The organism is Shewanella sp. NIFS-20-20 (assembly GCF_019209865.1).
In the GTDB taxonomy this organism is placed as follows: domain Bacteria; phylum Pseudomonadota; class Gammaproteobacteria; order Enterobacterales; family Shewanellaceae; genus Shewanella.
In genome coordinates this window covers 1-15,767 of record NZ_JAHUTT010000077.1, presented here as the reverse complement: position 1 = coordinate 15,767, position 15,767 = coordinate 1, and the positions used below count along the sequence as shown (strand labels likewise).

18 protein-coding genes and 1 pseudogene are annotated in these 15,767 nt (G+C 48.8%); 1 reads left to right on the top strand and 18 read right to left on the bottom strand.

The window, feature by feature from the left end:
- Window positions 1-98: pseudogene (locus KU855_RS17300) on the top strand (IS5/IS1182 family transposase); the annotation flags it as partial.
- A 37-nt stretch (window positions 99-135) separates the two neighbouring features.
- On the opposite strand, the gene KU855_RS17295 reads toward KU855_RS17300, so the two are convergent.
- The 18 genes from KU855_RS17295 to KU855_RS17210 form a co-directional block, all read right to left on the bottom strand.
- The gene (locus KU855_RS17295) at window positions 136-1,206 is read right to left on the bottom strand and encodes an H-type lectin domain-containing protein (RefSeq protein WP_218532087.1); all 1,071 of its coding nucleotides are present in this window, start codon (window positions 1,204-1,206) and stop codon (window positions 136-138) included.
- A complete protein-coding gene (locus KU855_RS17290) occupies window positions 1,196-1,657 on the bottom strand; it encodes an MSHA biogenesis protein MshP (RefSeq protein WP_256261103.1) in 462 nt (153 codons plus the stop codon). The genes KU855_RS17295 and KU855_RS17290 overlap by 11 nt, the downstream gene beginning before the upstream one ends.
- Complete coding sequence (locus tag KU855_RS17285; RefSeq protein ID WP_218532081.1) at window positions 1,647-2,504, bottom strand: PilW family protein; 858 nt, start codon at window positions 2,502-2,504, stop codon at window positions 1,647-1,649. Before KU855_RS17285 ends, KU855_RS17290 begins: the two co-directional genes overlap by 11 nt.
- Window positions 2,504-3,016 carry a prepilin-type N-terminal cleavage/methylation domain-containing protein gene (locus tag KU855_RS17280; protein WP_218532079.1) on the bottom strand — a complete coding sequence of 171 codons (513 nt, stop codon included), beginning with the start codon at window positions 3,014-3,016 and terminating at the stop codon, window positions 2,504-2,506. The genes KU855_RS17285 and KU855_RS17280 overlap by 1 nt, the downstream gene beginning before the upstream one ends.
- Window positions 3,003-3,482, bottom strand: a complete 480-nt coding sequence (locus KU855_RS17275) for a Tfp pilus assembly protein FimT/FimU (RefSeq protein WP_218532076.1) — start codon at window positions 3,480-3,482, stop codon at window positions 3,003-3,005. The genes KU855_RS17280 and KU855_RS17275 overlap by 14 nt, the downstream gene beginning before the upstream one ends.
- A 141-nt stretch (window positions 3,483-3,623) precedes the next feature.
- Window positions 3,624-4,145, bottom strand: a complete 522-nt coding sequence (locus KU855_RS17270; protein ID WP_218532074.1) for a type II secretion system protein — start codon at window positions 4,143-4,145, stop codon at window positions 3,624-3,626.
- Between the two features lie 254 nt (window positions 4,146-4,399).
- The gene (locus KU855_RS17265; protein ID WP_218532072.1) at window positions 4,400-4,897 is read right to left on the bottom strand and encodes a type II secretion system protein; all 498 of its coding nucleotides are present in this window, start codon (window positions 4,895-4,897) and stop codon (window positions 4,400-4,402) included.
- Window positions 4,898-4,988: 91 nt separating this feature from the next.
- The gene (locus tag KU855_RS17260; RefSeq protein WP_218532069.1) at window positions 4,989-5,624 is read right to left on the bottom strand and encodes a Tfp pilus assembly protein FimT/FimU; all 636 of its coding nucleotides are present in this window, start codon (window positions 5,622-5,624) and stop codon (window positions 4,989-4,991) included.
- A 62-nt stretch (window positions 5,625-5,686) separates the two neighbouring features.
- The gene (locus KU855_RS17255) at window positions 5,687-6,196 is read right to left on the bottom strand and encodes an MSHA biogenesis protein MshF (RefSeq protein WP_218532067.1); all 510 of its coding nucleotides are present in this window, start codon (window positions 6,194-6,196) and stop codon (window positions 5,687-5,689) included.
- A 4-nt stretch (window positions 6,197-6,200) separates the two neighbouring features.
- The gene (locus KU855_RS17250) at window positions 6,201-7,418 is read right to left on the bottom strand and encodes a type II secretion system F family protein (protein ID WP_218532064.1); all 1,218 of its coding nucleotides are present in this window, start codon (window positions 7,416-7,418) and stop codon (window positions 6,201-6,203) included.
- An 11-nt stretch (window positions 7,419-7,429) separates the two neighbouring features.
- Window positions 7,430-9,175, bottom strand: coding sequence for a GspE/PulE family protein (locus KU855_RS17245; RefSeq protein ID WP_218532061.1), 1,746 nt, complete (start codon window positions 9,173-9,175; stop codon window positions 7,430-7,432).
- On the bottom strand, window positions 9,175-10,497 hold the full coding sequence (locus KU855_RS17240) for a tetratricopeptide repeat protein (protein ID WP_218532052.1): 1,323 nt from the start codon (window positions 10,495-10,497) through the stop codon (window positions 9,175-9,177). Before KU855_RS17240 ends, KU855_RS17245 begins: the two co-directional genes overlap by 1 nt.
- Window positions 10,494-11,402, bottom strand: coding sequence for an ExeA family protein (locus KU855_RS17235; protein WP_218532089.1), 909 nt, complete (start codon window positions 11,400-11,402; stop codon window positions 10,494-10,496). Before KU855_RS17235 ends, KU855_RS17240 begins: the two co-directional genes overlap by 4 nt.
- Before the next feature lie 8 nt (window positions 11,403-11,410).
- Complete coding sequence (gene mshL, locus KU855_RS17230; protein WP_218532050.1) at window positions 11,411-13,123, bottom strand: pilus (MSHA type) biogenesis protein MshL; 1,713 nt, start codon at window positions 13,121-13,123, stop codon at window positions 11,411-11,413.
- A complete protein-coding gene (locus KU855_RS17225) occupies window positions 13,120-13,455 on the bottom strand; it encodes a general secretion pathway protein GspB (RefSeq protein ID WP_218532048.1) in 336 nt (111 codons plus the stop codon). Before KU855_RS17225 ends, mshL begins: the two co-directional genes overlap by 4 nt.
- Window positions 13,442-14,089, bottom strand: coding sequence for an MSHA biogenesis protein MshJ (locus KU855_RS17220; protein WP_218532038.1), 648 nt, complete (start codon window positions 14,087-14,089; stop codon window positions 13,442-13,444). Before KU855_RS17220 ends, KU855_RS17225 begins: the two co-directional genes overlap by 14 nt.
- Window positions 14,086-14,700 (bottom strand): PilN domain-containing protein, encoded by a 615-nt coding sequence (locus tag KU855_RS19145; protein ID WP_218532036.1) that lies wholly within the window; start codon window positions 14,698-14,700, stop codon window positions 14,086-14,088. Before KU855_RS19145 ends, KU855_RS17220 begins: the two co-directional genes overlap by 4 nt.
- Window positions 14,701-15,576 carry an MSHA biogenesis protein MshI gene (locus KU855_RS17210; protein WP_218532034.1) on the bottom strand — a complete coding sequence of 292 codons (876 nt, stop codon included), beginning with the start codon at window positions 15,574-15,576 and terminating at the stop codon, window positions 14,701-14,703.
- Between the last annotated feature and the right edge of the window lie 191 nt (window positions 15,577-15,767).

Sequence of the window (15,767 nt, the reverse complement as noted above, 5' to 3'; positions counted from 1 at the left end):
GAGATTACAATGCACAAGTCGGAGAGGTGTTAGCTAACGTCAAGGCAATGAACAAAGTCATAAGACTAGGTATGCCTGTTAGTTACCGAGTTGAGTAATTAGAGTAAGTGTCATTAGATCAGTACGTCACGTGAACTATTTGATCAACAACTCCTCGGAAACATCTAATGCTAACCGAAACCCGCTGCTGGTTAATTCCGCCACCGAGGTTAACCAGCACTGGTTATGATTGGTTTGCTTTTGACTTAAAATCACTTGGAACGCAGCGTCTGCTCGGATATTGCTCCAGCTAAAATTAGCGAGCTTTAGGGCCTGATTGCTGGCGATCTTACCGGCAAACAAACGGGTACCGTCGGATAAGGTATGCTCCCCTGGGGATACCGCTATCCAATGGATATCGGGCATTACCGTCCCAAGCCCAGCGTTGCCAGGAGGATCGATTTGATTAAATCGAAAGCCCGTTCGACTAATATTGCTTATCTGAGTTGAAGACGGTTGATCGTAATTGGTATTGACTGGAGAAATCGTCGGCATCACGAATACTAAAGGGGTAACACCTGACTCGAACGGGCTGGTAAAGCTGACATAGCCATCGCCAGTACTGGTGGCGGCTTTACCAAATTGCAGATGAAAATTTGTCTGCTCAATATTGCTACATAAATCGCCAAAATCCGCATCTTCAAAAATGTCCTCATCGAAATCCACCTCACCATTACCACCGACAGCCAAACTTCCCCCCGCAGCCAAGGCGCCATCGATAGTGGCATTACCACTGAGAGAAACATTGCCATTCACATACACAATGCCATTGATGGTGTTTTTCCCAGCAACACTCAAATTGCCATCGACATAGATAATGAGCGCTGAGGCATCACCATCGGCATTGAGTAGGCTATTGGTGAGTGATAATGTCTTAAAATACAATCGGGTGGTGTTGCCATTGGTATAGATGGCGGAACGATTATTAAAATCGCCATGGTCATATCCATAATCACCGGGATTAAAGTATTTACCACCGTTGCGGTTACAGCCAGTACGACCGCACACTAAATCCGTCACATTATTAAAAATGCCATCAGGCAGCGTCAAGGCATCATCCCCGAGGTTGTCACTGGGAGGATCGGTAAAAATTTGGTCACAAGTTAACCCATGTACCGCTTGACTAAACAGTAAGCCTATCAGTACTGCAAAGACTCTAATTAACACGAGCTTGTACCTCTACTTGGCGATTGACCCGAATACATTGACTGCTGCCACCGACTACCCCACCATCGCATAGACCGCTCTGACAAATAGCGTTACTCGCAATAGTGTACTGGGTCATGCCCGCTAAGCTGGCAGCATTACAGGTAAGCGTGACCTGACAGTCACTAAAACCGACCAGCGCAGGCGGTGTCCATACCGTGCCCACGGCAGCGCAATCAGTCACCCCACCATTGATGGGAAATAAGCGGGCAAGTCCCGCTTCAGCGCCAGAATTGGCGGCAAATAAGGCACGAGTCCCCCACACTTCTAGCACCAAACTTTCCTCGCCATCATTTAAGACTCGCACCAAGGCCGAAGCCAATAAAAACATCACAGTGATCACAAAGATAGCGATCACCAATACGCTGCCCTGCTGGCCGCGGACACTGAGGCGGTAAGAATTATGGGGCATTGATGACTTGTACCTGTTGCTCATACCTGAACGATTCTCCTGCCACGCTAAACTCTGGCGTTAATAACACCAGCGCATTGTCGATCAAATTGGCGGGATTGACGGTCAGCGGTGGTTGCACCACGAGATCATTGGCAATGTTCTCGGCCATCAATACCCCAGCATTGAGCCCATCACTGGGCTGAGGTTGCTCAATTTGGATCCCGTAATTAGCATAGCGCCTTAGTTCAAGCGTAGACGAGCCAGGCTCTCGAATAAAGCAATAGCTAATCGGTTGAGACGCAATGTAAAAACGTTGTCTCGGTGAATTCTCTGAGAATTGGACATCATTGCCAAAGCGTAAGGTTTGGTCATCGCCAACGACCTCGCTGCCAGCTAATGCAAAAATTTTACCTGTGGTTGCCGCAGGATCGCCATATACATCCGCAGCAGTCAGTGGATAAACCAGCATATTTTGGCCGGCCGCGACCGCTTGACTGGTGGCGATGGCGGTGGCAGTCGCCGACGCGGGGTTGGGATAGACGGGCAAACTGGTGTAAGTTGAACTGGCACTAATGGGCAATAGCTCTAAGCATTGCCAGAGATTGCCTGATTGGGTCAAGCGCAGGCTGTTAGGCACGGCTGATCGGATATCGCGGCTCATACGTTCGATGGCAAAGCGGCTTTGACCCAGCATTTTTTCCACCGCATTCGCTTGCACAAAAATCTGGGTACCAAACACAATAAAGCTGCTAATGCCCACCGCTAAGATGCCCAGAATAATGATCACAGTGACCAGTTCAACCAAGGTAAACCCCGACTGAAGCGAGCTGTATTTGCCAAACTGTCGCCTAGATTGGTTCGTCATTAGAAATTGCTCCTAACCGCATCAAAAGCAATTTTTTCGCCAAAGGGGGTGGTGACGACAATAGTGATCAATTTGCTGACACTGTTATCAGCCCCTGCGCCGCTGATGGTGACCAGTAATTGATAATTTGGATAAACATCGGCATAGGTCTGGGTGGAGTTAAGCATGAGTGCCGCTTGGGTCATGCCATTGTAATCATCGACATCGTTATATTGCTGCCGAGTCTCCCCCTCTGGTCCCAGCACAGCAGAACAAGCGGCTTGGCCAGGACCGCCGCATGGCTTGCCATTAACCGGATTGGTGTGTTGATCATAACGCTTACCCCAGATCTCATTCATAACGGCCTGAGCCAACTCGGCACTGCGCACTCGATGTAAGGTTTCACTGGACCTATCCGCCTGAGGAAATAACATGCTGGAAATCATCACCAACGCAATCGCAAGTACCAGCATGCCTACCACTAACTCAATTAAGGTAAAGCCGCTACGGTAGGGGCCTCTATTCACTGTCATGAATATATCCTTGTGACTCAATGCTGATCCCCACAATATCAGAGGCAGTAATCGTTAAGCACGGGCCGGCGCAACTCGGTGAAACTTGGCCTAAATTGTTGAAATCGAGATCCACATGGCGACTGCCAGTGGCATTAAAAGTCACTATGGTGTCGCGTTCAAAGGCTTGGACGGATTCAGAACGCGCTAACGTACCGCCACAGGCATCGCTATAGTGCAGAACTTGATACCCTAGCGGAGAAATGGCAACGCGATAACAGCGATCACTGTTATTGAGCGCCATCAACTGCACTTTACGCAGTTCGGCCACGAGCTCATCACGCACAGTGTAAGCACTCACAGAGTCAGTGGACAGCAATCGAGGTAACACGGTCACAGACAAAATGCTGATCAACATGATGGTGACGACCAGCTCAATTAAGGTAAACCCTTGGGTCTTAATTAATTGTGGTGTTTCCCTTAACATAGTAACCCCATCCAATAGACTAAGCACCAGCCCAGTTATTATCCATTGATATCGATAGCTATTGTACCTATTGATTATGGGCAATGTCTTGAGTAAAAACAAAAAAGGCCTGCAATGCAGGCCTTTACGCAGATGAATGCATTAGCAGTCGCTAGCATCTGGAAGCGCAGTAAAGGTCGGTAAAGCACCGGCGCTCGCCGCTTGAGTGTAAGTAATAAAGCACGTAGTCGGTGCGCCTCGTTGCCAAATTTGTGCACTGCCAGCAGTGGTGGTCGAGTCAATCACCCAATCACTGTTACCTGCCGCCGTAGGGCCTGTCCCTTCAATGGCATTAATATCCGCACCACCTGTGATGGCGGCTAATGTGCCCGCCATATAGCCATACACCACAGCCACATCGTCAGTGGTCACTGGCGGAGTATCATTCGAGTCACCATTAATATCGACCGAACCTGTGGCCGCGTTCTGAATGCCCTGCAGGGATGCTTTGGAATAAATTAAGCTATTAGCGCCTTGAATAGCGCCCTTAACTCCTTCCAATGCAGATGTTCTCGCATCCGACTGCAAATTAATAAATTTAGGCGCTGCGGTGACCGCCAAAATACCTAAAATAATAATCACCACCACGAGCTCAATTAAGGTAAAACCTGTGTGTTGTTTCATAAATATCCCCAGCCGACACAGAGATCAAAGCTAATAATAAAGATAGCAAACAACCCATAAGACTGCGCAGTTTACTAACATCCATTTATCACCGTTATTAAACCGGCACTTACTCAACAAAAATAACTCGTTAAACAACAAATAACAACAAAACCAACAAACATTAATCAAACTTAGGCGCGTAGTCGCGAAAATAACGAAAAAAACCGACCCTAAGGTCGGTTTTTTAGATAACTAGCAATCAGCCGCTAGGATTAACAGCCGCTCTTAATCACGGTAATCACAGGTAATGACGTTGCGGTAGCGGCGGCGTAGGTCACGCGGCATTGCAACTCGGCAGCAACATTTGCACCACCATTATCAGGAGAGCCCTGTTGCACTATCACCAATGGCGTACCAACAGCGTTATCTGGGGTAAATGTCCAATCCGCCGTGCTAATGTCCGTGCCGCTCGTGATGGCGGCTTGTGACGCATCCATATAACCAAAAATGGTTGAGACATTAGTCACGGTTGCACCAGTGCCAATATTCACATCAGTGGCAACACTCTTACCTTGTACACCTTCTAGCGATGCCTTAGAGTAAATCAAGCTATTGGCGCCTTGAATAGCACCTTTTAAGCCTTGCAGGGCAGAGGCTCGCGCATCGCTCTGTAAATTAATAAACTTGGGCGCCGCCGTCACGGCCAAAATACCCAAAATAATAATCACCACGACCAGTTCAATCAGGGTAAAACCCTTTTGTTGTTGCATAATAATCCCCTTAGGACAGCAATACGACAGTGGCAAACGCCACAATACCTAAATCAAATTATTGTAATATTACATGACTGCTATAAAACAATTAGTTAGTAAAACTTAGCACTTGACCCGTGCCCGGGTTATACACCACACCATTGCCCGTATTTAAGGTTAAACTCTCCGTCGGTATGCCGGTTTGAGGATCTAACTTCACCGAAGCCGTTTGATGAAATACACATAAATCGAGACCAGACACCTGAGTCCCATCAATCGCGGTGCCAGTTCCACCGGCCCCACCAATCATACTCACAATAAAGCGAACCTTGCGGGCGTCTTGTCCTTGGACCACATTTCGCGGCGCCGATTGCAATACTGCATTAAATACTTGCTGACAGCTGGCATCAGACATCGAGGTCGCATCAGTATTGGCCCCATTAACCGCATCGGTGGCAAAACCAAAGCGGGGATCAATATAGATGCTGGTGCCATCGAGTACCACATCGGTATTACGACGACCATCGACCTCCCACTGCGAGCGGGTAAAGCCAACCGCGGTGGCTAACCCACCGGCGACACCATCGACGCTCGCATTTTCGGCATCGTCAGTGACGTTCAAGAATCGAGGAATCGCTGTCGCGGCCAAAATGCCTAAAATCACAATAACGATAACTAACTCAATGAGTGAGAATCCGCGATGACTCTGGCGAAAATGGCTCTGGCTGAGTGATGTTTGTCTCATATGCTAACCCCGCGTTTTAATTCAAGATATTCTACTCATTAAATCCAACAATCTAAAGCGTTTCAGTGGCCTTTCGTCAGGAAGTTGACGCCACCGCTATCGAGATGATACAAAATCGCCTCGCCACTAACCGACTGGTAACGGCACAACCTAGAGTCGCTAACATAAACGACCACTAAGTCTTCACTGTCTAAATGACTGCCTAACAGTTGCCACCATAATAGCTGACACCCTTGGTTGTTGCGGCTCTGAGGTAAGGGCCATCCTCCTGCGTCCATCGTCACCACCACCGGTGCTGGATGACTATCATCACCCGCCGTTACCACCCAATTTAATGATAACTGCTGGGGACGATTAACACTGAGCCACTGCGCTTTAACCATGGCCAACACATTAATGAATCGCGGATGCTCTAACTGCAGGCCTTTGCCGCTCATTTGCGGCAAAATATCAAAATAACGAATGCCGATAATCCCCAGCAATAACAAGATCAATATTAGTGTTACCAAACGCTTATATGCGACAACTAAGTTACTTTGTTCAGGCTGCGGCTTAGATTGAGACGACCCCATTGTGCTAGCCGCCCTTGACCACATTGAGCATATCCCACATAGGTAAGTAAATCCCCAGCGCCAGCACTAAGACAATCGCCGCCACAATACCTATCAAAATAGGCTCAAGCTTGGCGGTAAGGTTTTTAAGATCATAATCCACTTCCCCTTCATAAAAGTCAGCGGCATCATTGAGGAGCTGATCGATTTGGCCGGTTTCCTCACCCACGGCGACCATCTGCAGCACTAAGGGAGTGAATAATTTACTTTGATTAGACACCCGCAGTAACGATTCACCAGACTCAATGCCTTTGCGCATATTAACAATGCGATCATGCATATAGGCATTATCGACGGCATCCGCCACTAAGCTTAAAGCTTGCGTCATCGGCACCCCGGCACTGAGCATCATGGAGAAACTGCGACAATAACGACTCAAGGTCGAGCGCTCAATGATGGTACCCACCGCCGGCATATGCAACTTCAAGCGGTCCCACTTTTTTTCGCCCGCGTCAGTTTTTAACCAATACTTGATCCCAAAAATCACCCCGCCAATCACCATCAGCATCAGCGGCCAATAGTTCACGAAAATATTAGAAGTGCTAATCAACACTTTAGTCGCCCAGGGTAAGTCTGCACCAAAGCGGCTAAACATGGAGGCAAATTTGGGGATCACCATGATATTGAGGATCACCATGGCCATACTGATCGCCACCAACACAAACACAGGGTAGCGCATCGCCGACTTGATCCGCTTGCGAGTTTCCATTTCGCGCTCGATATACCCAGACAGCTGCAAGAAGGCTTCTTCTAATTTACCGGTGTTTTCCCCCACATGCACCATGGACACAAATAAGGCTTCAAACACCTTAGGATGGGAATTCATCGCCGACGATAACGGCCGACCCGCCGTTAATTGCTCCGAGATATCATTGAGGGTTGTTTTGAGTAGCTTAGATGATGTGGTATCCGCTAAACCGGCAATGGCTCTGAGCATGGGAATGCCGGAGCGCGTCAAGGAGTACATCTGCCGAGTAAAAATTTGTAACTCATCTAAACCGACGCTCGGGGTGAATAATGCCTCTAAATCCAGTGATTTGCTTTCTTTTTCCAGCAGTAATTCCAAGGGAATAATGGCACGCGACAGCAACACATCGGCTGCCGCATTTTCATTCGCCGCCTCAAGCACCCCCTTGACTAAGGCGCCGTGACTATCTCGACCTCGGTAACTGTAATTAGGCATTTAACGCGTCCTTATTCAGCACTGTCGTTACTACTGCGAGCAATTTGCGAATCTTGCACGTCTTCAATTAGCTTAGCCACTTCTTCAATAGTGGTCATGCCATTAAACAAATACTCGATGGCAGAGACGGCTAAAGGAGTAAAGCTTGGACTTTGATGCACAGCATCGGCAAAGTCCTGGGGATCGCCACTGCGCATGGCATTCACCATAGACTCATCAAGTTCTAAAATTTCAAAAATACCAATTCGCCCACGATAACCACTGCCATTACAGCTTTGACAGCCTAGCCCAATTTGGAATTTATCGGCGGGGATCGGACGCTCAGTGACGCTGCCGATCCAGGCCCGATCTTGGGGCGTGAGTTCATAGGATGTCGCACAGTTGTGGCACACTCGTCTGACTAAGCGCTGCGCAATAATAACCCGCAGAGCGCTCGCCACCAGATAACTGGCCGCGCCCATATCGAGCAAACGCAATGCACTGGTGATGGCATCATTGGTGTGCAAGGTCGACAACACAAAGTGACCGGTCAGTGCGCCACGCAAACCAATTTCAACGGTTTCTTGGTCACGCATTTCCCCCACCATGATGATATCGGGATCTTGACGTAACGTGGTGCGCAAAACGTTAGAGAAATTCAAACCAATCTTGTGGTTTACCTGCACCTGATTAATTCGAGGTAATTGGTATTCCACAGGATCTTCTACGGTAATAATTTTACGCTCGGGCTGATTTAGCTCGGAGAGAATGCCGTACAAGGTGGTCGTTTTACCGCTACCCGTCGGGCCGGTGACCAACAACATGCCATGGGGACGTTTAATTTGCTTGCGCACTCTGGCCAAAATCGCGGGCGGCATTCCGGTTTCATTGAGGGTCAATAAACCGGCCGACTGATCGAGCAAACGCATCACCACAGATTCACCGTGATAAATGGGCATGGTCGACATCCGCACATCGATTTGATGGCCTTTGATTTCCATATGAAATCGACCATCCTGAGGCAGGCGTTTCTCAGAAATATCGAGCCCCGCCATCAGCTTGAGTCGCAGCACTAAGGCCGCGGCGATGTTCACTTCGTTTAGGGTGTTTTCATGCAACTGGCCATCGACCCGCTGCCGAATTCGCAGCACTTTATCACCCGGCTCAATATGAATATCGGACGCCCGCATTTGCACGGCATCTTCAAAAATCGAATGGAGTAACCGGACTACCGTGGTATCACTGTCGCTGTCCGATGCGGTCATCGCCCCTAAATCAAAAATATCATCAGCGGCGTATTCTTCTTCAAGCTTACCGGCGATCGCGGCAATCTCATCGGTGCGGCGATAGAGGTTATCGAACGCATTAAGTAATTGCTGCTCGGGAGACACCACAATTTCTAAGGTTTTCGGCGCTAACAATAACTCGAGATTATCTAACGCCTGCAGATCGGCGGGATCGCTCATGGCCACTAAGACCGAATCGCCACGATCTTCTAAGATCAACGCCCTAAAGCGGCGCGCCTGCACTTCAGATAACAAGTTAACGACTGCAGCTGGGATCGCGCGGCGACTGATATCCACAAAGGCGAGGTTTAATTGCTGCGACAAAAAGCGCAATAACTGCTCTTCACCAATCAAATTTAAGTCGATAAGGGTGCGGCCAAGCTTTTTGCCCGAGACTTTTTGCTCTGCTAACGCTTGCTGCAAGTTGTCATCAGAAATAATCTGTTCTTGTACTAAGAGGTCACCTAGACGCATCTTTAACTTCGGCTTCATCAGTTGCCTCCTAACTGGGATAAACGATTGTCGATATAACGTCTAGCCGCACCAGACAATCCTTGCGCATTAAGGGCATTGCGATATGCCTGAGCCGCATCCTGATAACGACCTTGCGCATCCATGGCATAGGCTAAGCCTAACCACCAGCGGCCGACATCGGGCTCCAAACCCACCAGTTGCCGATAAGCACGCTCGGCCTCTGGGTATTGTTTTGCCTGCTGCGCCCAATCACCCAATTGGATCCATTTTTGTTGCGCTATCGTACTGGCATCCGCAATGCGACTAATGGTGGCAATGGCTTGCATGGGTTGACCATCCGCATGCTCTATGCGTGCCAGCAATAACAACAAATCGCTGTTGCTGGGCATCAAACTTAGGCCCGCAATTAACACTTGCTTAGCCGCATCCATCCGCCCCGCTTGGACGTCGATGGCCGCCAGTTGGATTCGCGCAGCCACTAAACTGGGATCAAGCAATAACGCTTGGCGATATTCCTTAGCGGCACGGCTCATATCGCCCATCTGACTGGCAGCATAAGCATTATCCATCGCGTCTCCGGCCAAGCGCTTTGGTGCCTGAGTGACGGTTGAGACGGAGACTTGTTGCCGACTAGGCGTCTTGGCCACCTCTGGCGGCGGCACTGATTGTGCCGCAACACTCGCGGGCGAAGCTGCTGTCGCCGCCAGCTTGGGTTGGCTCACGGTCACTATGTTGGTCGCAGCGCTTGGCGTTACCGCTGAAGTTGCAACGTTATCTGGAGCAGGCTTGGCAGCTTGTTCCGCGCCTTGGCGCGCTGCAGTTATCGCAGCTGTCGCCTCGGCGTCGTCAAGCGATGCCACCGCGGTGGTGTTATCCCTTGCGCCATCCGCTGGGCTCATGGGCGATGACGCCTCTGTCGCTAGTGGACTTGTTGGGCGCTGGGCAACAGCATCATTGGCGGCAGCGGTGTCGGCGGCAGTGTCGGTGTCGGCGGCAGTGTCGGTGGCAGTGTCGGCGGCAGGGGTAATGTTATTGGCAAATTGCGCCGGATAGACCTGAGGCGTCCCCGTGCCGCTATCCATCAATTTGAGTGTCAACCAGGTGGCAATCACCAGTGCTACCAAGGCAAGCGCTAACGCCATCAACAGCCATGGGCCGCGACGACTGCGTTGTTGTAATTGCTGCCCATAAGCTTGCGCGAGTACCTGATGGGCGGGATCTAACCGGCTCTCAGGCTCCAGCTCTGTGGTCGCCGATGGCGCAACAACTGACGCAGCATCATCGCTTTTGCCCGCGTCTCTGGCATCGAGATCTTTTAGCATTTTATTGATAATGCTCATAATTGATAACCACCTAACCAAGCCGAAACCACGGCTAGACCTAAACTGGCACAGCCAAAAATAGCCAACCACCGCCAAAACTGTCCGCCGGCAGGGCTCGCATCCTCGGTATCAAACGCCGCCGCTTTAATATGTTTCGGGCTTACCTTATGCCCGCCTTCACCAAAACAGACCAGCAGGGCTTTATGGCAGATCACATTAATCAATCGCGGGATCCCTCGCGCAGCAACATGCACCTGCTGACTCACTTTGGGAGAAAATAGCCCCTGACTCTGATTGCCTGCCACGGTTAATCTGTGATGGATATAGTCGCGAGTTTCATTGGCCGTCAACGGCCGCAAACAATAACTGAAGGTGATTCTTTGTCGTAATTGTCGAAATGCCGGGGCAGCCAAACGCGCATCTAATTCGGGTTGACCAAAGAGCACCACTTGAATGAGTTTGCGCGTTTCAGTTTCTAAATTAGTGAATAAACGCAAGGCTTCTAACGATTGATCCGGTAAGGCCTGTGCTTCATCTAGCACCAGCACAATATGTAGCCCCTTGGCGGCCAGCGCCAATAATTGCTGTTGGATCAAACCACTTAATTGTTGCCTATCGGTGTCACTGCTGGGTTCGAGCCCGAGCTCTTTGGCGAGCGCCCAGCGCAATTCATCCGGCTCTAAAAAAGGATTGGGTAAATATGCGCAATAAAAGCCATCGGGCATATCATTCATTAATTTACGACAAATCAGCGTTTTACCTGTACCAACTTCGCCGGTCACCTTAATAAAACCTTCGCCGGTCAGCAATGCGGTACTCAACACCTGCAACGCCTCCTGATGAGGCGGCAAGCCAAAATAAAACTCAGTGTTAGGCGTCAAAGTAAAGGGCGCCTGTTTAAAGCCAAAATGCCGCAGATACATAGACTGCATTACTCCTGAGGCTGAGTGGCTTGCTCTTGCGACTCTGCGGCTTGCTCTTGCGGATACCAACGATTAAGTAACGCTTGGGTTTTGAGTAATTCATTACGCCAAGTATCAGCGCCAACCACCACCGGCTTTAATAAAATCACCAATTCGGTTTTCTGACTGCTGCGCTTACGATTGGTAAAGGCTTCACCTAACCATGGGATATCCCCCAATAAAGGGACTTTAGACACCAGATCTTGCGACGATGTTTTCATTAAGCCACCGATCACGACCACATCCCCAGATGCAGCCTTAATAATGGTATCTGATTCGCGGATTTCACTCTGAGCCAGCGGTAATTCCAACGTGCTATCGCTGATCTTTATCACCTTTGTCTGCTCGGTCACATCAATCACCGATGGGTGAATATGCAGCAGCACATTACCGTCTTTGTCGATTTGCGGGGTCACATCCAAGGCAATGCCGGAGAAAAACGGGGTTAATTCTACATCGGGAGTCGTCACTGGCGTAGCCGACGCCACCGTGGTAGATGAGACGTTAGTGACAAAGTACTCATCGGTACCGACCTTAATCACCGCCTTCTGATTATTGGATGCCGTCACTCTTGGACTCGATAGCACATCCACATCGCCTTGAGTATCGAGTAGGCTTATCATGGCGCTAAAGTCTTTATTGGACACCTTAATCGAGGTCAAGTTGCCCAACATGGTCGAAATATTATCTGTGATGCTAGGCGTTGCCGAGGTGCCAAAGCTGACATCGGTATTCCCTAGGTGGCCGAGCACATTATCCCACTGGATACCTTGCTGGTAACCATCCCCCAAGGTCACTTCCAATACCTTAGCCTCAAGAATGACCTGACGTTGCAAGTGGGATTCCGCCGTGTCTAAAAATTCGCGCACTTGGCGTAATTCATTGGGGTATGCTCTCACCGTGACTAAGCCCGCCTGAGGAGTTAGCACCACTTGCCTACCGCCCCCTGTCTCGCCGATAATATTGACGAGATTGTCTTTGAGTTCGCCCCAAAAATCGGTATCGGTGACCGAGCGAATAAAGGTGCCATTGGTTTCTTGGCTATTGCCATTACCATTAGATGAGCCTGAATTATTATTGCTAAAATTATTACTCGAACCATTATTGCTGTTGCTACCCGAGTTGCTACTGCCATTATCTGACAAGCGTCCAGCCGATACCGATGTCATCGATAACCCTTGACGTTGCATATAGAGATAGTTAAGCGAGAAGGTTTCAGTGCGCATGCCCGCGGGGAACACTCGCAAGATATTGCCGTTCAAATCAACATCAAAACCATACATGTCTTCAACCACTTGCAGCACTTCGCTCAAGGTGACATTTTTCAATGACATGGTAATGCTGCCTATCACCTCAGGATGCACCACCACGCTTAAGGGGGAACCCGCCACTAGGCTTGGGAAAAAGGCATTGGCAGGCACATCATTGGCGGCCACATCAAAACGTCGTTCTTGCGGTTGAAATTGGGTTAACCCCGCCAATAATTGTTGAGAGGATAATTCTTGCTGGACATCTGCCGGCATCACCGCGGGCGGTATCACCTCGGTGGCTTTAGCGGAATCAGGGTTTCCGAGCATCTCGGCGAGCGCCGCTTTTGAGGCAACCGGATCCGGCCTATCTGTGGTTTGGCAGGCAACTAATAGCAAAGATAGTAGTGCGGGAATCGCAGGTTTCATCATCATTTTTCGGTTCCTATCTTACTGGTGATACCTTGGAAAACCACTAATTTGCGGCCATCGGTAAATACCACACTATTCTCTGTTATCTGCTTGATACGCGTATCTCCAATATTATCACCTTGTTGATAAAGCTGATTATTAATCACTGCGTATCTCTGCTTCCCTGAGGTTACGATTGAATGAAGCGTAAATGCACTGACCACTGGGCTGGCGCTGTCCTGACCCGCCGTCATAGCCACTAACGGCTTAGTAGGATCGTGGAGTTGTTGGGCCCAGACCATTTGACTCATACAGGTCAGCAATAACAGGCTGATAGCTCGATTAATTCGCAACACTGATAAAGTCCTTATTGATGCTTAAGGTATAAAATTCGATGGTGACGGTCGCCTTGGGATAGGTGCTGGCATCATAATCAAACCGCTGCCAATACAGCTTATCCGGCAACGACTCTACCGCGGTCACGAAATTCAAAATCGCGAAATAATCCCCTTTTAGCTTCATTTCGACGCCGTGATTATAGAGATTGATATTCGATTCCCCTTCAATCTGCAGTAATGGCACTGGGGTTAGTGAACTAAAGCTTAAGACTTCAATCCCGCGGGTTTGGGACAACATTTTGCTCAGCAGGGTGGGCATATGGTTGGCCGGCACGATATTACGGCTTTCAAGATTTTGATCGACAACCGACATCTCAGCCTCAAGCGCTTGCTGGCGATGAATATAATCAGTATTCGGATCGATTGCCAAGCGTTGCTCATACAAGCTGATTTGCTGATTGGCCGTTTCTATTTCACGCTTATGCTGTGCGAATTGCTGTTTATCCGCGCCATATTGACTGCTATAACTTTCTAGCGGCAAATAAAACAACATCAATAATATGGCGCCAGACGCCACGGCAATCATGACCCGCTCACGTTGAGTTAACAGGTCGAATTTATCGCTAATCTCATGCCATTTTTTTATATTCATTTGCCAGTCTCGGCCGCAGAAGGCTTAGTGTCAGGGTGAGTAATCAAACTAAATGCCAACGGTTTGGCATCATCCCTATCCATGGTCATGGCTGAAAAAGCATATCCTTTGAGGGTATCTGTTTGCTTTAACGTATCTATCCATCGCGGCACGTTTTCAGCTTTAATCGCATAACCATATAAGCTCACACTTTGGCCTAACACTTCAATCTTATTGAGCCACAATCCTTGTTGCGGCACACTGGCTAGTTCGGTCATCAAAGAGGCAAAACCATCACTGGTGATGGTACTGCGTCGATTTAACTCCTCGAGCAGCAACTGCTTAACCCGCAATCTCTCCGTCAGTAAATCCACTTGGGCCACTAACTTAGGATCAGGTTTACGATTGGCTATTTGCTTTTCCATGTCGCTAACTTTGGCTTGCAGCGTCGTTTTTTGGGTTTGATGATGCGCCACTTGCTCCGATAATTGGCCTACTTGCCAATGCGAAACCAGCAGCATGACGACGCCAATGACCGTCATGACAGCGACCGCCTGGGCCAAATGCTGACAGGACAATATTAATTTCGGGGGTAATAATTCAGTGCTAAATAAGTTGATTTTTGTTTTCACTTATTCCACCCCTTTTAATAAATCTGCGCAGGCTAATTGCGCAAATTTACTCCCCACAGACGCCTTATCAATCGACACTACTGTTTGATTAAAATTCGCCCCGACCAGCTCGGCTAAACGCGTGCTAGCGCCATCGGATAAAATACTTATCGTGCTGACGGGCGCTTGACGTAACTGACTTTCAAAATAATCCATCGAACGTTGTAGCTCGAGACTTAAATTATCAGCCGCGCCAAAATTTAATTCATCGGCACTTATTTTCTCAAGTTCGTGGAAGCCCCTTAAACGACGTTGCATATAAAGCTGACCCTGTTTCACCACGGTTAACAATAATTCTTGTCCACGATAATGGCTTAACAGCATTTGCGCTTGCGGATCATCTTCGGGCGCCAATAGGGTCATGGCAATTTCTTCGGTGCTAATGGCGGCAATTTGACCGCCTTTATCATAGATACTATGGACAATGCGTTTTAAGAAGTTTTTATCGGCGACCACCACGTTGAGCTTGGCCACCGAGGCCGATGGCATTTCGTAATAATCGAGGTGTAATTGGGCTGTGGGCAGCGATACCATATCTTTAACCGACCATAATAAAGCTTGGTTCAGTTCTAGACCATCAACCGCAGGCTTATCCACTTGAAGTAACTGATAGCGTTCCGCCGCCAAAATAATAAAACAGCGGGCGGCGCCGAAGTCTTTCAAAATTTGCATCAGCACGACTTCAAGATTGTCATTGGCTAAGGGGTATTCGACATCGGGCTCGTCAGAATCAATCACATGCACCCAAATACCGTCGGCCGCAAGATAGAGGCCAAGCGAGTGCTGGGTCATATTTTTTTGCCAGAAAAAGAGTTTCTGCCACCACGCTTTGTCCATACTGTTATACCTGCGTTAGTTAATTAACGCGCCTAAGTCCATAGGATATTAATACTGTTTGTCGCGGCGTTGTTGATCAAATAGTTCACGTAACGTACTGATCTAATGACACTTACTCTAATTACTCAACTCGGTAACTAACAGGCATACCTAGTCTTATGACTTTGTTCATTGCCTTGACGTTAGCTAAC

Excerpts from the sequence above, each read along its gene's own strand:
- KU855_RS17290 (WP_256261103.1), bottom strand. The coding sequence starts at position 1,657 with ATGCCCCATAATTCTTACCGCCTCAGTGTCCGCGGCCAGCAGGGCAGC.
- KU855_RS17285 (WP_218532081.1), bottom strand. The coding sequence starts at position 2,504 with ATGACGAACCAATCTAGGCGACAGTTTGGCAAATACAGCTCGCTTCAG.
- KU855_RS17280 (WP_218532079.1), bottom strand. The coding sequence starts at position 3,016 with ATGACAGTGAATAGAGGCCCCTACCGTAGCGGCTTTACCTTAATTGAG.
- KU855_RS17275 (WP_218532076.1), bottom strand. The coding sequence starts at position 3,482 with ATGTTAAGGGAAACACCACAATTAATTAAGACCCAAGGGTTTACCTTA.
- KU855_RS17270 (WP_218532074.1), bottom strand. The coding sequence starts at position 4,145 with ATGAAACAACACACAGGTTTTACCTTAATTGAGCTCGTGGTGGTGATT.
- KU855_RS17265 (WP_218532072.1), bottom strand. The coding sequence starts at position 4,897 with ATGCAACAACAAAAGGGTTTTACCCTGATTGAACTGGTCGTGGTGATT.
- KU855_RS17260 (WP_218532069.1), bottom strand. The coding sequence starts at position 5,624 with ATGAGACAAACATCACTCAGCCAGAGCCATTTTCGCCAGAGTCATCGC.
- KU855_RS17255 (WP_218532067.1), bottom strand. The coding sequence starts at position 6,196 with ATGGGGTCGTCTCAATCTAAGCCGCAGCCTGAACAAAGTAACTTAGTT.
- KU855_RS17250 (WP_218532064.1), bottom strand. The coding sequence starts at position 7,418 with ATGCCTAATTACAGTTACCGAGGTCGAGATAGTCACGGCGCCTTAGTC.
- KU855_RS17245 (WP_218532061.1), bottom strand. The coding sequence starts at position 9,175 with ATGAAGCCGAAGTTAAAGATGCGTCTAGGTGACCTCTTAGTACAAGAA.
- KU855_RS17240 (WP_218532052.1), bottom strand. The coding sequence starts at position 10,497 with ATGAGCATTATCAATAAAATGCTAAAAGATCTCGATGCCAGAGACGCG.
- KU855_RS17235 (WP_218532089.1), bottom strand. The coding sequence starts at position 11,402 with ATGTATCTGCGGCATTTTGGCTTTAAACAGGCGCCCTTTACTTTGACG.
- mshL (WP_218532050.1), bottom strand. The coding sequence starts at position 13,123 with ATGATGATGAAACCTGCGATTCCCGCACTACTATCTTTGCTATTAGTT.
- KU855_RS17220 (WP_218532038.1), bottom strand. The coding sequence starts at position 14,089 with ATGAATATAAAAAAATGGCATGAGATTAGCGATAAATTCGACCTGTTA.
- KU855_RS17210 (WP_218532034.1), bottom strand. The coding sequence starts at position 15,576 with ATGGACAAAGCGTGGTGGCAGAAACTCTTTTTCTGGCAAAAAAATATG.